The 13395-nt window shown below is 65.4% G+C and carries 13 protein-coding genes and 3 tRNA genes; 9 read left to right on the top strand and 7 right to left on the bottom strand.

The annotated features are described in order from the left end of the window. Positions 1 to 78 precede the first annotated feature (78 nt). A complete protein-coding gene (locus J3E61_RS07710; RefSeq protein WP_192724645.1) occupies positions 79 to 1275 on the top strand; it encodes a cysteine desulfurase-like protein in 1197 nt (398 codons plus the stop codon). Here the strand turns inward: J3E61_RS07710 and J3E61_RS07705 are convergent. Beyond that, a complete protein-coding gene (locus J3E61_RS07705) occupies positions 1267 to 2247 on the bottom strand; it encodes an NAD(P)H-quinone oxidoreductase (protein WP_210083165.1) in 981 nt (326 codons plus the stop codon). The genes J3E61_RS07710 and J3E61_RS07705 overlap by 9 nt on opposite strands. Before the next feature lie 78 nt (positions 2248 to 2325). Here J3E61_RS07705 and J3E61_RS07700 point away from each other — a divergent pair, with 78 nt between their 5' ends. Continuing rightward, a complete protein-coding gene (locus tag J3E61_RS07700) occupies positions 2326 to 2838 on the top strand; it encodes a MarR family transcriptional regulator (protein WP_192724643.1) in 513 nt (170 codons plus the stop codon). A 77-nt stretch (positions 2839 to 2915) separates the two neighbouring features. Next, positions 2916 to 3002 (top strand) — tRNA-Ser (locus J3E61_RS07695). Between the two features lie 269 nt (positions 3003 to 3271). Here the strand turns inward: J3E61_RS07695 and J3E61_RS07690 are convergent. Then, entirely contained in the window at positions 3272 to 4657 is a 1386-nt protein-coding gene (locus J3E61_RS07690; protein WP_210083164.1) for a PLP-dependent aminotransferase family protein, read from the bottom strand. Between the two features lie 46 nt (positions 4658 to 4703). On the opposite strand from J3E61_RS07690, the gene J3E61_RS07685 reads away from it, so the two are divergent. Beyond that, positions 4704 to 5114, top strand: coding sequence for a hypothetical protein (locus J3E61_RS07685; RefSeq protein WP_192724641.1), 411 nt, complete (start codon positions 4704 to 4706; stop codon positions 5112 to 5114). Next, positions 5111 to 6055 (top strand): NAD(P)-dependent oxidoreductase, encoded by a 945-nt coding sequence (locus J3E61_RS07680; protein ID WP_210083163.1) that lies wholly within the window; start codon positions 5111 to 5113, stop codon positions 6053 to 6055. The genes J3E61_RS07685 and J3E61_RS07680 overlap by 4 nt, the downstream gene beginning before the upstream one ends. On the opposite strand, the gene J3E61_RS07675 is transcribed toward J3E61_RS07680, so the two are convergent. The 4 genes from J3E61_RS07675 to J3E61_RS07660 all read right to left on the bottom strand — a co-directional run bounded on the left by J3E61_RS07675 (position 6009) and on the right by J3E61_RS07660 (position 9047). Next, positions 6009 to 6509 (bottom strand): isoprenylcysteine carboxyl methyltransferase family protein, encoded by a 501-nt coding sequence (locus J3E61_RS07675; RefSeq protein WP_210083162.1) that lies wholly within the window; start codon positions 6507 to 6509, stop codon positions 6009 to 6011. The two genes, J3E61_RS07680 and J3E61_RS07675, sit on opposite strands and share 47 nt — an antisense overlap. Before the next feature lie 4 nt (positions 6510 to 6513). Beyond that, positions 6514 to 7620: a type III polyketide synthase gene (locus J3E61_RS07670; RefSeq protein WP_192724638.1), complete on the bottom strand. Its 1107-nt coding sequence runs from the start codon at positions 7618 to 7620 to the stop codon at positions 6514 to 6516. A gap of 133 nt (positions 7621 to 7753) precedes the next feature. Continuing rightward, positions 7754 to 8587 (bottom strand): crotonase/enoyl-CoA hydratase family protein, encoded by an 834-nt coding sequence (locus J3E61_RS07665; RefSeq protein WP_192724637.1) that lies wholly within the window; start codon positions 8585 to 8587, stop codon positions 7754 to 7756. Between the two features lie 19 nt (positions 8588 to 8606). Next, positions 8607 to 9047: a hypothetical protein gene (locus J3E61_RS07660; RefSeq protein WP_210083161.1), complete on the bottom strand. Its 441-nt coding sequence runs from the start codon at positions 9045 to 9047 to the stop codon at positions 8607 to 8609. 40 nt (positions 9048 to 9087) lie between these two features. Between J3E61_RS07660 and J3E61_RS07655 the strand changes: the two genes are divergently transcribed. Continuing rightward, positions 9088 to 9669 (top strand): TIGR03086 family protein, encoded by a 582-nt coding sequence (locus J3E61_RS07655; RefSeq protein WP_210083160.1) that lies wholly within the window; start codon positions 9088 to 9090, stop codon positions 9667 to 9669. Here the strand turns inward: J3E61_RS07655 and hisC are convergent. Then, positions 9666 to 10715: a histidinol-phosphate transaminase gene (gene hisC / locus J3E61_RS07650; protein WP_210083159.1), complete on the bottom strand. Its 1050-nt coding sequence runs from the start codon at positions 10713 to 10715 to the stop codon at positions 9666 to 9668. The two genes, J3E61_RS07655 and hisC, sit on opposite strands and share 4 nt — an antisense overlap. Before the next feature lie 83 nt (positions 10716 to 10798). Here hisC and J3E61_RS07645 point away from each other — a divergent pair. The 3 genes from J3E61_RS07645 to J3E61_RS07635 all read left to right on the top strand — a co-directional run bounded on the left by J3E61_RS07645 (position 10799) and on the right by J3E61_RS07635 (position 13388). Next, positions 10799 to 10887, top strand: a tRNA-Ser gene (locus tag J3E61_RS07645). 39 nt (positions 10888 to 10926) lie between these two features. Next, positions 10927 to 10999 (top strand) — tRNA-Arg (locus J3E61_RS07640). Between the two features lie 223 nt (positions 11000 to 11222). Continuing rightward, positions 11223 to 13388, top strand: coding sequence for an acyltransferase (locus J3E61_RS07635; protein WP_210083158.1), 2166 nt, complete (start codon positions 11223 to 11225; stop codon positions 13386 to 13388). The last annotated feature ends 7 nt before the right edge of the window (positions 13389 to 13395 follow it).

Raw genomic sequence — 13395 nt, 5'->3', positions numbered from 1 at the left:
CAGCGACAGGGCACGGCCGGGCATCCGCCAAGATTGTGTCGGTTTGTGGAATTCACAGGCGCTCTAAGGTGGGCTGGAATGGCATACGACGTCGCCCGGGTGCGCGGTCTGCACCCGTCCTTGGGCGATGGTTGGGTGCATTTCGACGCCCAGAACGGCATGCTGCTGCCCGACACAGTCGGCCGAGCAGTGTCGACCGCGTTCCGTGGCTCGATGCCGACGCCCGTTGGACCGCATCCGTCGGCGCAACGCAGTGCGGCGGTGCTGGAGGCCGCGCGCCAGGCCGTCGCTGATCTGGTCAACGCGGACCCGCGGGGCGTGGTGCTCGGTGCCGATCGTGCGGTGCTGCTGACGTCGCTGGCCGACGCGTCCTCGTCCCGGGTCGGTCTCGGATACGAGGTGGTGGTGACCCGCCTCGACGACGAGGCGAACATCGCACCGTGGCTGCGCGCGGCGAATCGCTATGGCGCCAAAGTGAAGTGGGCCGAAGTCGACATCGAAACCGGTGAACTGCCGACCTGGCAGTGGGAGGGGCTGATCTCGCGGTCGACCCGGTTGGTCGCGATCTCGTCGGCCTCTTCGACGCTTGGCACGGTGACCGATCTGCGGGCGGTCACGAAGCTGGTGCACGACGGCGGCGGGCTGGTGGTCGTCGATCACTCTGCGGCCGCCCCGTACCGGTTGATCGACATCGACGAGATCGACGCCGACGTGGTGGCGGTGAACGCGGTGGCGTGGGGTGGCCCCCCGATCGGCGCGCTGGTGTTCCGCGAGCCGTCGCTGATCGACTCGTTCAGTTCGGTATCGCTGAACCCGTACGCTACCGGTCCCGCGCGACTGGAGGTGGGCACACACCAATTCGGTCTGCTTGCGGGAGTCGTCGCCAGCATCGAATACCTGGCAAGCCTGGATGAGTCGGCGCGCGGATCGAGGCGCGAACGACTTTCGCTCTCAATGCAATCCGCGGCGACTTACATGAACCGCGTGTTCGACTACCTGTTGACCTCATTGCGTTCGCTGTCCACCGTGATGGTGATCGGAAGGCCGGAGACACACATCCCGGTGCTGAGCTTCGCGGTCAGCGACGTGCCTGCCGAACGGGTAGTGCAACGACTGGCCGACAACGGCATCCTGGCCGTCTCCAATGTCAGCTCGCGGGTGCTCGATGTCATCGGGGTCAACGATGTCGGTGGTGCGGTCACCGTCGGCTTGGCGCACTACACGACCACTGCCGAGGTCGATCAGTTGGTGCGTGCGCTGGCCTCGCTAGGCTGAATCACCAACGCGCAGAAGGATTTTCCCTGACGCCTCACCTGAGGCCAGCAGCTCATGCGCGGCCTTGGCCTGATCGATCGGGAACTCGGCGCCGATGATCGGACGCACCTGGCCGTCGGCGATCATCGGCCAGACGTTGTCGATCACCTCCGCGACGATCTCACTCTTGCTGCCCGGCCCGCTGACCGGACGAGACCGCAACGCAGTGGCGATGACACCGGCTCGCTTGCCGAGCAGTTTGCCGATGTTGAGTTCGGCCTTGACGCCGCCCTGCATCCCGATGATCACCAACCGCCCGCCGGTGGCCAGTGCATCGATGTTGCGGTCGAGGTACTTGGCCCCCATGATGTCGAGGATCACGTTCGCTCCGCCTTCGCCGCGGAGCCGCTCGACGAAGTCCTCGTCGCGGTAGTTGATGGTGATCTCGGCCCCGAGATCGGCGCACAGGTCGAGTTTGTTCTGTGCGCCTGCGGTCACGGCCACCCTGGCGCCGAGCGCGCGGGCCACCTGAATGCCGTGCGTGCCGATGCCGCTGGCGCCGCCGTGAATCAGCAGCAGCTGGCCGGACGCCAAACCAGCGGTCATGATGAGGTTCGACCAGACGGTGCACGCCACTTCGGGGAGCGCGGCGGCGTGCGGCAGCGGAACACCGTCGGGAACCGGCATCACCTGGCCGGCGGGGACGGCGACGAATTCGGCGTAGCCGCCGCCTGCCAGCAAAGCGCAGACTTGTTGCCCGACAGTCCACTGGGTCACGTCGTCGCCCACTTGTGCGACGGTTCCGGAGACCTCGAGTCCGAGTGTCTGACTGGCACCGGGAGGGGGCGGATAGTTCCCGGCGGCCTGCAGCAGGTCCGCACGGTTGACACCAGCGGCACTTACTTTGATGAGGACTTCGCCGGTTTCCGGTGCGATGTCGGGGATTTCTTGCCAGCTGAGCTGATCGGCTGCTTCGGCCACGATCGCGCGCATTGGGTCAACGCTACTATGCGCGGAATGTAGTATGCATTTCCCTCACGGAGCAATGCTTGCTTGATTTACTATAGCGAAATGGAGGGGATGATTGCCGGGCGTACTGCTAGTGAGATGCCTGGTCTAGATATCGCTGAGCAGAGGTCGTGGCAAAACTTCCTCGACTCGGCGTTGAGGATGTACGCGACCCTGAACCGGTCGCTGGTAGACGCGCATCATCTGACGTTGAATGATGTGCGGCTGCTCGACATGTTGGACAAGTCCGCGACCGGCTCTGCGCGTATGGGGGACCTAGCCGACGGGCTGATGTCATTGCCGAGCCGGGTCACCCGGCAGATCCGGCGCCTGGAACTGCAGGGATTGGTGCGCCGCGGGGCCAGCCCCGATGACGGCCGAGGCGTGCTGGCCTCCATCACCGAGGAGGGCCGGGCCGCGGTGACCGAGGCCATGGTCACTTACGGCCAGGGGGTGCGGTCGCATTTCCTCGGCAGATTGTCTCGCCCGCAGATCGCGGCGATGGGCGAAAACTGTCGGCGCATCAACGTCGCACTGAAGGCAGGTGCGCCGCCGGCGAAGCTCGGCCGCGTCTAGCTCACGTCCAGGCTCGAGGGCCGACTGACCCGTCGGCCCTTCGCACAAGCGCGCATCCGCCCCGTACTCTTGTCGGCGGTGGCGTGGCAGAGCGGCCTAATGCACTCGCCTTGAAAGCGAGAGACGGCTAAAACCGTCCGGGGGTTCAAATCCCTCCGCCACCGCTCTTCCGAATTGACGCTTGCGGAAATTGACTCAGCAAAAATGTCGGGTGCGGTGAATCGCGGCGGCCGAAATGGCCGGTACCGATATGGCGAAATCTCTCTATTCGGCCGCGATGTCCGCCGACGGCTTCATCGCAGGACCAGGCGGGGATCTGTCGTGGCTGGACGGCGAGGGCGGGGGCGAGGCTTTCGGTGGCCGGTGTCACCGTCGTCGGCGATATCCATGCCGTCGCACCCGTCTGCGGTGACCAACCTCTGGTACCGCGTCCTCAGCGGATAGCCTGCGCAAGCGTCTCCACACCGGTGACGATCTGCGACTCGGTCAGATTGGCATAGCCGAGCATCAAACCCGGTGGCGCTGAGGAGTCTTCGGCGTAGCACGGCGACAGGGGCTCGACCCGCACTCGACGCCGTGCCGCGCGGCGCACCAATTCCGCGATGGGATAACCGTCAGGAAAGCGGACGGTCAGGTGAACGCCCGCTGCCGCCCCAAGTACCGTTGCTTCCGGCAAGTGCCGGGTCAGTGCCTGCAGCAACGCATTTCGGCGACTGAGGTAGCGGCGGCGCATCTGGCGCAGATGCCGGTCGTATTCACCCGACGCCAACAGCTTGGCGAATGCGATCTGGTCCATCACCGAGCTTCCAGTGTCTGCCAGCCCTTTGGCCAGTGTGACGGCGCCGACGAGGTGTGCGGGCAACACCATCCAGCCGATGCGCAGTCCCGGCGCGAGCGTTTTGCTGGTCGAACCGATGTACACCACCCGGTCGGCCGCGATGCCCTGAAGCGCGCCCACGGGCGCACGGTCGTAGCGGTATTCGGCATCGTAATCGTCCTCGATGACAAGGTGGTCCGACCTCGCCCACTGCACCAGCGCGGTGCGCCGCGCCGCGGACAGCACCACGCCGGTCGGCGATTGATGTGCCGGCGTCGCGAGGACAGCCGTCGCATCGCTGGCCGCCAGCGCGCCGACGTCAAGGCCATCGCCATCGACAGGCACGGGGACCGGCTCGATACCGTTGTGCCGCAGCACCATTCGATGCAACCAGAAGCCGGGATCTTCCATCGCCACCGGCTGGCCGCTCAACGTCGACGCGAGCAGCGCGACGGCCTGCGTCGCCCCCGAGCACAGCACGATGTACCGCGGGTCGGCAACAACACCCCTGGCACGCCGCAGATAGTCCGCCACCGCCACGCGGGCGGAATACAACCCCTGCGGCTCGACATAACCGAACGCCTGCGATTCGATCTCGGCGAGCCCTTGTCTCAGCGCCCGCAGCCAGGCATGCCGCGGAAAGCTGGCAAGGTCCGGCGAGCCGGGAGCGAAGTCGAAGTCGAATTGCTTGGCAGCTTCGCCGGCGTCGCGCCGCGGGGTGCTGGCCGTGTCGACCCTCGACACGCGGGTGCCGGAGCCGTGCGTGCTGAGCAGAAACCCCTCCGCGGCGAGCTGGCTGTACGCATCGACCACGAGGCGTCGCGAGACGCCGAGATCTGCGGCCAGCACCCGGGTTGACGGCAGCCGCGTCTCGGGTGCCAACCGTCCGGTGCGGATGGCGTCGCGCAGACCGTTGGCCAGCTGACGGTGCAGCGGCTCCGGCGCCGCCCGGTCGAGCTCGACCAGCAGCTCCGGACCAGAAGTGGTACCCGAAATTGCCATCGAAGTGGAGCCTATCGTGAGGCCATTGAAGAACTAGCGTGAAGATATGACGACGACACCCCTGCGCACAAGGACCCGCTACGTCGAGGTGATTCTCATCGTCTTCGGCGCGTACTCGGTGGCCCTTGGACTCTTCATGTTCTTCGCGCCGGGAACCTTCTTCGAGACACTCGGAAACTTCGGCGTCCGCAACGACCACTACATCGTCGACAACGCGTCGTTCGAGTTTCCGCTCGGCCTGATGATGCTGGCCGCGCTGCGATGGCCGTCGTGGCGAGTCCCCGCATTGGCGTTCGCCACAGTGCATTGGGGCCTGCACGCCGTCAGTCACATCATCGACCCGCACCACGCGGCGGGTGAATCGGTCGGCTGGCTCGAGGCTGCGGGGTTGGTGGTGACCACCGTCTTCCTCGCAATTGCGCTGCGCGCCAGCATCTCCGGGGAGAGGGCCCGATGAGAATTCTGGTAGCAGGAGCGACCAGCGTGCCGGGTCTTCCACTGCTGAGGGAATTGAACGCACGCGGCCACGACGTCGTCGGGTTGACCCGGCAGTCGTCGAAGACGCCGCAGATCGAACAGGCAGGTGCTAAAACGGTGGTGGCCGACGTCTTCGATGCCGACCAGATCGATGCCGTTGTCGCCGACGTCGAACCCGAGGTCGTGGTCAGTCTGTTGACCACGCTGCCGAAGCGGGGTCCTATGCGGCTCAAGGACTTTGAGCCGGCACGCGCACTGTGGGGCCGCGGCGCACCGAACCTGGTCGCGGCTGCGCAGCGTGCCGGCGTGCGCCGGATCGTCGCGGAGTCGGTGATCTTCGCGTATGGATACCCGTCGGCCGGGCCCGCGCTGATGGACGAGTCCGACCCTTATCCCGGTCCGCCGCCGCCAGGCGGTGAGGCGATGCTCAAGGCGCTGCGTGACATGGAGCAGACGGTGCTCACCTCGGGTCAACACAGCGAAACCGAGGGAATCGTGTTGCGCTACGGCGCTTTCTACGGCCCCGGCGTGCCGCACGACGAGCTGTTCACCCGGCTGGTGAAGTGGTGGGCGATGCCCGCCCCGACCGGAAACGGCGTCGTGTCCTGGGTTCACATCGACGACGTCGCCAAGGCGACCGCGGACGCCGTCGACAGCGGTCGGGGCGGACAGATCTACAACATCGTCGACGATCGACCGCAGTCGTTCGGCGACTACATCCGCGAGCTGGCAGTCACGCTGCACCGGCCCAAACCGCTGCCTATTCCACGGCGACTGTTCGGGCTGGTCGCTCCTTACGCGGCGATCGCGTTCGGCGACACCCGGTTGCCGTTGTCGAACGCGAAGGCCAAGGCGGATCTGGGCTGGACGCCCGTCACGCGTAACCCAGCGCTACGTTCTCGGAGCGGATCCGCACGTTGAGCACCAGCGCGTTGGCGATAGTGAACACGATCGCCGTCAGCCACGCCGCATGCACAAGGGGCAGCGCAGCCACCTCCACGGTCACCGCCGTGTAGTTGGGGTGGTGCAGGAAGCGGTACGGTCCGCGATGTACCAGCGGCGCACCGGGAATGACGATCAGTCGCGGATTCCAATGCTTACCTAGCGTTGCCACGCACCACCACCGCAGGACGGTGCTGAGTGCCACGAGCACCACCATCGGCCAACCCAGCCATGGAATGAAAGGCCGGTGCAGCAGCGCGACTTCGGCGATGCAGCAGACCAGCAGCAGGGTGTGCATGCCGATCATCACGGGATAGTGACCGCGGCCGAACTCCTTGCCGCCGTTGGCAAATGACCAGTTCGCATTGCGCCGTGAGACGACGAGTTCGACGAGTCGTTCCGCGCCGATCGCGAGGATGAACAGGTAGTACATCGCGCTACCAGCTCAGCAGCAACAGCTCGAAGCTGAATCCCGGCCCCATCGCCAGCATTACACCAAGCGAACCGGCCGGCGGCGGGGTAGCCAGCGTGCGGTGCAACACGTCGAGAACCGATGCCGACGAGAAGTTTCCGTTCTGCCGCATCGATTCTCGGCTGTGCACATTGGCTTCCGGTGGCAAGCCGACAGCACGCTCGATCGCGTCCAGCACCTTCGGGCCACCGGGGTGACAGATCCACGTCGAGATGTCACCGGTCGTCAGGCCGTGATCAGCGAGGAAGCGGTCGACCTCGTCGCCGAGATACGCGTCGGCCATGTGGGGCACATCGCGCGACATCACCAGACTGAAGCCGTTCGAGCTGACCTTCCAACCCATTACGTCTACGGTCCCGGGGAACAACCGGCTTCGCGTGGACAGTACGGCAGGACCGGGGTAGGCCGTCGGCGCTACGGGAACGCGGTCGGCTCCGGTGGCGACAACGGCTGCTGCGCCGTCACCGAACAGGCACGCGCCGATCAGTGCGGGAATGGACAGATCGTCACGTTGCAGCGTGAGTGAGCACAACTCCACCGACAACAGCACCGCGACGTGGCCGGGGAAGCCGCGCAGGTAGTCGTGCACCCGCGCCATCCCTGCCGCACCGGCGACGCAACCGAGCCCGAACAACGGAATGCGTTTGATATCCGGCCTGAACCCGATCCGCGACGCCAGCCTGGCGTCGATGGTCGGCACGGCGACCCCGGTGCTGGACACCATCACGATGGCATCCACTTCCTGGGGCGTGACGTGCGCCGCGTCGAGCGCCGCCCGCACAGCCTGCTCGCCAAGCTCGACGGCGACTTGCAGGTAGGCGTCGTTCGCCTCGGTGAAGCCGGTCAACTCGGGGTAGCGGGACAACGGCAGCGCGAGGCTGCGGGTATCCACGCCGCTGGTCTGTGCGAAGCGGGCGAATTCAGGGCCGAGGCCGCTCGTCAGCACGCTCGCGACTTGGTCTTGCTCGTAGCGGTGCGTGGTCAGTGCGACTGCGGTGCCTGCGATATGTGGGGCGCCGGTTCGCTGTCCGGCAATGTGATCCAGCGAAATGGAATGCGTTGTATCCGTCATACCGATCAATACGGCGTTGAGCCGCATATGTATTCAGTTCTGCATCCGCATAGTGACGCGAAACACCGCGCACGGCCGCCTTGGCGAATTCACCGCTTCCTCGCAGTGTTTTCGCAGGCAGACCGGAGGACAATTACTCGCCGGTGAAGTTCGGCGCGCGCTTTTCGAACGTCGCGGTGAGCCCCTCGGTGAGATCCTTCGACGGTAAGAATGCGGCGTTCCAGGCCGCGACATAGCGCAGGCTTTCCGAGACGCGGGCAATGCGTTGCTGATCGAGCACGTCTTTGATCCCGTTGACCACCAGCGGCGGGTTGCCGGCGATCTCAGCCGCCGTCTGGTGTGCCGCGGCCAGCGATGCGTCGGCGTCGGCGTAGACATCGTTGACGAGACCGATCTTCTCGGCGCGGGAAGCGTCAATGTCCTTGCCCGTCAACGCCAATTCGCGCAGATGCCCGTCGGTCAGGATCAGCGGCAGCCGGGCGAGGCTGCCGACATCCGCGACGATGGCCAGTTTGACCTCGCGCACGGAAAACTTCGCGTCCGCGCTGGCGTAACGGATGTCGACTGCCGAGATCAGGTCGACGCCGCCGCCGATGCACCAGCCGTGTACCGACGCGATGGTCGGGGTGCGGCAGTCGGCGACGGCGTTCATCGCACCCTGCATCCGCAGGATGGTCTGGTGAAACTCCGCCCGCGGCAGAGCCGATCCGCCACCGCCGAGCACACCCGACAGCGCGCCGCCCATCGCGGGCAGATCAAGGCCGTAACTGAAGTTGTTGCCCGATCCAGTCAGCACGATGGCGCGAACGTCGCGGTCGGCGTCGAGCTTGGCGAACACCTCGGGCATCTCCGCCCAGAACGCCGGTCCCATCGCGTTGCCCTTGCCGGGACCAATCAGGGTCACCTGCGCGACATGGTTCTCGATGTCGACGGTGACGGATTCATATGCCTCAACTTCGCGGCCCATGCCGCAATACGCTAGCCAGTCAGCGAGGCGGCGTTCCCATCAGTACCTCGCTGACAGTGGCCTGAGGCAGGAACTGACAGGCCGCCTCGACCAGCATCTGGCCGACGGATTCGCCGTTGGGGCCGAGCGGGTTGTCCTTCTGTTTGAGGATTTCCCGGATGACGGCCAGTCGGGTGGCCTCGTCGAGTTTGTTGAAGTCGCTGCAGGTCATTGTCAGCGCGTTGGGCGGTGCGGGCACCACAGGGACGTCGGTGTTCTTCGGGAAGCCGGGGAACGGAATGTTAGGGATCGGGATGCCTGGCAGCCCGGGCATCGTCGTGCTCGGCGCGCGTGTCGACGTGAGCGGTGGCCCGGGCTCGGTCGTCATGGCGACGGTGCCGGGCGTCGAGCGCTCGCAGCCGGCGATCAGGCCGGCGAGGATCAGGGCGGCTCCGGCCAGCGCCAAAACGTGGGGCCTCATCCCGGCAACGATATGCGGTGCCGCGTCGTAGCGTGAGCGCATGCCTGACGACTTGCGTCCCGGACCTGATTCACCGCCGACTGACGAGCTGCAAAGCGCCGAAGCGACGCTGGCTGTGCTGGTGCACGTGTTGCACGGCATCGCCAAAGACGACGAAGCCAAACAGACGCCGTGCCGGGAGTTCGACGTCGCCGCGCTGACAGACCATCTGATGAACTCGATCACCACGATCGGTGGGATGGTCGGTGCGGAGTTCCCCGAACGCGACAGCTCCGACTCGGTCGAGCGGCAGGTCGTGCTCGCTGGGCGGCCGGCTCTGGACGCGTGGCATAAGCACGGCCTCGAGGGCAATGTGCCGTTCCGGTCGGGGGAGGCGCCCGCCAAGATGATGGTGAGCATCCTTTCGCTCGAATTCCTGGTCCACGCTTGGGATTACGCGAAGGCGACCGGACGTGAGGTGACCGCACCCGATTCGCTGTCCGACTACGTCTTGGGCCTGGCCAAGACGATCATCACGCCGGAGGGCCGCACCAACGTCGGGTTTGACAATCCGATCGACGTGGCCGCCGATGCCGGCGCTTTGGATCGGTTGGTCGCCTACACCGGACGCCAGCCGAGCTAGCGGTTCCAGCCCGTCGCGAAGGCGAGGAACGCGTCGTTCTCATGCGGGGCTGCGACGGTGACGCGCACGCCGTCGTCGCCGTAAGGCCGGACGATCACCCGGCTGTTCGCCGAGTCGTTCGCGAACTCCTGAGCGCGACCGGGCAACGGCAGCCAGACGAAGTTGGCCTGTGACGGCGGAACGGTATAACCGGCATCGCGCAAAGCGGCAGTGACGCGGGCGCGTTCGGCGATCACCGCGTCGGTGCGGGCCAGCAATTCGTCCGCGGCGTCGAGTGACGCGATGGCCGCGGCCTGCGAGATGCTGGTCGCGGTGAACGGCACGTAGACCTTGCCCAGCGCGGTGATGATGTCCGGATCGCCCACCGCGTACCCGATGCGCAACCCGGCCAAGCCGTAAGCCTTCGAAAACGTCCGCAGCACAACGACATTGCTGTGCTTGCGGACCAACCCGAAGCTGTCGGGAACCAGGCCGTCGCGGATGTACTCGACGTAGGCCTCGTCGAGAGCGATCAGAATGTTCGGCGGCACCGCCTCGACGAACCGGGCCAGCGCGTCGGGGTCGACGACGGTGCTGGTCGGGTTGTTCGGGTTGCACACGAAGATCAGCCGGGTGCGGTCGGTGATCGCGGCGAGCATGGCGTCGAGGTCGAAGGTGTAATCGGTCAGCGGCACCTGCACGGGCGTCGCACCCGCGGTGCGGACCTGTAGGGGATAGATCTCGAAGCTGCGCCAACCGAATAGCACCTCGTCACCGACGGTCGAGGTGATCTGGATCAGCTGTTGACACAAGCTGACCGATCCGCAGCCCACCGAGATGTGCTCGGGGGCGAAGTCGACATGCTTGGCCAGGCGTTCCTTGAGTTCGACGTACCCGTTGTCGGGATAGCGGTTGATGTTGTCGGCGGCCTTCTCGATAGCGGCCCGCACGCTCGGCAGCGGCCCGTGCACCGTCTCGTTGCTGGCGATCTTGATCGCACCCGGCACCGTCTTGCCCGGGGTGTAGGCGGGTAGATCGGCCAGTTCGGGTCGTAGACGGGCGGTCACCCGACCAGTTTATGGGTCGCTCACCTGCGCTTTGCCTTCGCCTGTTACCCCTGTGTACGCTGTCGGATCGGCGGTAATCGTCGGGAGGCGTGCCAGAGCGGCCGAATGGGGCTCACTGCTAATGAGTTGTCGCCCTCAAAGGCGACCGGAGGTTCAAATCCTCTCGCCTCCGCCGCGGCTGATTCGTCAGCCACACAACTGAACAGGACAGGCGCCCGTAGCTCAACGGATAGAGCATCTGACTACGGATCAGAAGGTTAGGGGTTCGAATCCCTTCGGGCGCGCTCACTTTCGAGGACGCCCCGGCATCGGTCGGGGCGTTTTTGTTGCTCGCTCAGCCGCCGGAACAGCAAATGTACAAGTGTGTGCTAGTTCTTACGTGAACTCCCAGATCATCTCCGATTTTTGACTGATCAACAGGTCAGGACCTCACGATTCGAAATTGACGTAGCCGATATATCTTTCTTGTAAGGTCCCCTGCAAACGGGAAATCCCGGGAGGCCTGAGGTGGCAGCCGTTCTGGATCAGAGCCCGCGCCCATCGCGGCGCCGACGAAGCGAAGCCGTGCCGGCGCAGCAGCGCTTGGACATCCAGGGCCTGCGGATGGTCGCGGTGGTGGCCGTGTTCGCCTTCCACTTGTGCGGCTGGCCGCGGGGCGGCTTCATCGGCGTGGATGTGTTCTTCGTGATTACGGGGTTCCTGATCACCGGCAGCCTGTTACGCAGCACCGGCCGTCGCGGGAGTGTGTCGATCCGTCGGTTCTATTGGAATCTGGTTCGCCGGATCCTCCCGGCCGCCTCCGCCGTTCTGCTTTGTACCTATCTGGCTTCGGTGGTGGTGTTCCCACCATCTCGGGCCCGTCAGGTCGGCGTGGATGCGTGGTCGGCTTTCATCTTCATGTCGAATTGGCGATTCGCTGCCCAGCAGCCGGATTTCTTCGCGGCGGACGGCGCTGTTTCGCCGGTCCAGCACTACTGGGCGGTGTCGATCGCGGAACAGTTCTACCTCGTTTGGCCGGCGCTGATCTTCGTGATCGGGCTCATTGTCGTCCGCATGGCGTGGACCCGACGACGCCAAATGAAGTTCATGGTCGCGGTGGTGACATACATCGTCATCGCCTCCCTGGCATTCGCCCTACACGCGACCGCGACGTGGCCGACATGGGCGTACTTCAACACCTTCGCCAGGGTGTGGGAGCTGGGCGTCGGCGCGCTGTTGGCGACAGCGGTCGGGACGCTGGGCCGAATACCGCCGGCGCTCAAGTCGTGGTTGTCATGGGGAGGACTTGCGCTGATCGCGGCGGGCCTGCTGCTGATCCCCGAGGCGGGCTTCCCGGCGCCATGGGCGTTGCTGCCGGTGACGGGCGCGGCACTTGTCATCGCAGCAGGCGTGGAACACGAACCGCCACAAGCATTTCTGCGAAATCCCGCCAGTGTCTATCTGGGCGACATCTCGTACTCGCTGTATCTGGTGCACTGGCCCGTGATCGTCTTCCTCGCCGCGCAGATGCCGCGTGGCGGCAGCTTCTTCTTCGCGGCGGGCGCGCTCACCTTCGCGTTGGCGGTCGGCTGCTACCACTTCGTCGAGAATCCGTTGCGGTATTTCGACTGGCGCAAAACCGTTTCCGCGCTCCGTGAGATACCTCGCGGCGGCTTCCAACCGCAGCGGTCGATACGCCCTGCCGCCGCAGCGGTGCTGATGCTGTCGGCGGTGGGGCTCACCGCCTACGCATTGGGGCTTACGACGCAATCCATTTACGTGCCGTCGCCGGTGGCAACGCCGGCCCCGTCGCCGATGGCGGCTCGGCCCCCGGTCGCGGTGCTGGAAAAGTCCGAAGCGAAGTCGGGTCCCCTGGCTTCGGCGCTGCAAGCGGAGATCACTGCTGCGTTGTCAGCCACGCAGTGGCCTCCGCTCGACCCCTCGATGGAAGCCGCGATGGTCGAGCCCTTGCCGTCGGAGATCCAGCGTTGTTCGGACACCACACTGCCCATCGACGAAGAGTGCACGTGGGGCGCAACTTCGGCGCCGACCCGGATCGTGATGGTGGGCGACGATGCCGCGCTGAATTACGCGAACTCGTTGCGTGAGCTGGCGCTGAACTCCGGCGACCAGATCCAGGTACATCTGGAGGCGATGGGCGGTTGCCCGTTCAACAATGATCAGCAGTCCGCCGACGCCTGCACTGCCCGCAAGCAACGCGCGCTGGACTACATCACCGCGAACAGGCCGGCAGTTGTGTTGATCGCGAACTCCTACGGGGACTTTCGAGCCGGCGACGGTCGTCCGATGACGACGGACGTGTGGTTTGATTCGGTGCGTCAAATCGTCGGCCAGATCCGCGACGCCGCCACCAAGCTCGCGTTCCTTTCACCGCCGCCCGCCGACAAGAACATCGAAGACTGCTACGGCACCGGGTCGAGCGTCCCGGCGAACTGCATCAGTCGCGTCACCGACCAATGGGCTTCCACTGCTGCAGCCGAGAAGCGCCTCGCCGAATCCGTTGGCGGGCTGTGGGTGGACTCGCGTCCGTGGTTCTGCAGCGGGGACGGACGTTGCCCCGGCTTTGTCGGAACCACGCCGACCAAACGCGATGCGACGCACCCGACCCGGGCCTACGGTGAGCGGATCGTTGCGGTCATCGACGAGTCGTTAAGGGCTGCAGGCGTTTACTGAATCGCCT

Origin of the sequence: Mycobacterium sp. OAE908, assembly GCF_017872775.1 — a bacterium.
GTDB lineage: Bacteria > Actinomycetota > Actinomycetes > Mycobacteriales > Mycobacteriaceae > Mycobacterium.
The sequence above is the reverse complement of the archived record's forward strand: the minus strand, read 5'-3'. Positions and strand labels throughout refer to the sequence as shown.

Excerpts from the sequence above, each read along its gene's own strand:
- J3E61_RS07655 (WP_210083160.1), top strand. The coding sequence starts at position 9,088 with ATGCCTGACGACTTGCGTCCCGGACCTGATTCACCGCCGACTGACGAG.
- J3E61_RS07665 (WP_192724637.1), bottom strand. The coding sequence starts at position 8,587 with ATGGGCCGCGAAGTTGAGGCATATGAATCCGTCACCGTCGACATCGAG.
- J3E61_RS07705 (WP_210083165.1), bottom strand. The coding sequence starts at position 2,247 with ATGCGCGCGATCGTGGCCGAAGCAGCCGATCAGCTCAGCTGGCAAGAA.
- J3E61_RS07710 (WP_192724645.1), top strand. The coding sequence starts at position 79 with ATGGCATACGACGTCGCCCGGGTGCGCGGTCTGCACCCGTCCTTGGGC.
- J3E61_RS07670 (WP_192724638.1), bottom strand. The coding sequence starts at position 7,620 with ATGACGGATACAACGCATTCCATTTCGCTGGATCACATTGCCGGACAG.
- J3E61_RS07680 (WP_210083163.1), top strand. The coding sequence starts at position 5,111 with ATGAGAATTCTGGTAGCAGGAGCGACCAGCGTGCCGGGTCTTCCACTG.
- J3E61_RS07700 (WP_192724643.1), top strand. The coding sequence starts at position 2,326 with ATGGAGGGGATGATTGCCGGGCGTACTGCTAGTGAGATGCCTGGTCTA.
- J3E61_RS07685 (WP_192724641.1), top strand. The coding sequence starts at position 4,704 with ATGACGACGACACCCCTGCGCACAAGGACCCGCTACGTCGAGGTGATT.
- J3E61_RS07675 (WP_210083162.1), bottom strand. The coding sequence starts at position 6,509 with ATGTACTACCTGTTCATCCTCGCGATCGGCGCGGAACGACTCGTCGAA.
- J3E61_RS07690 (WP_210083164.1), bottom strand. The coding sequence starts at position 4,657 with ATGGCAATTTCGGGTACCACTTCTGGTCCGGAGCTGCTGGTCGAGCTC.
- J3E61_RS07660 (WP_210083161.1), bottom strand. The coding sequence starts at position 9,047 with ATGAGGCCCCACGTTTTGGCGCTGGCCGGAGCCGCCCTGATCCTCGCC.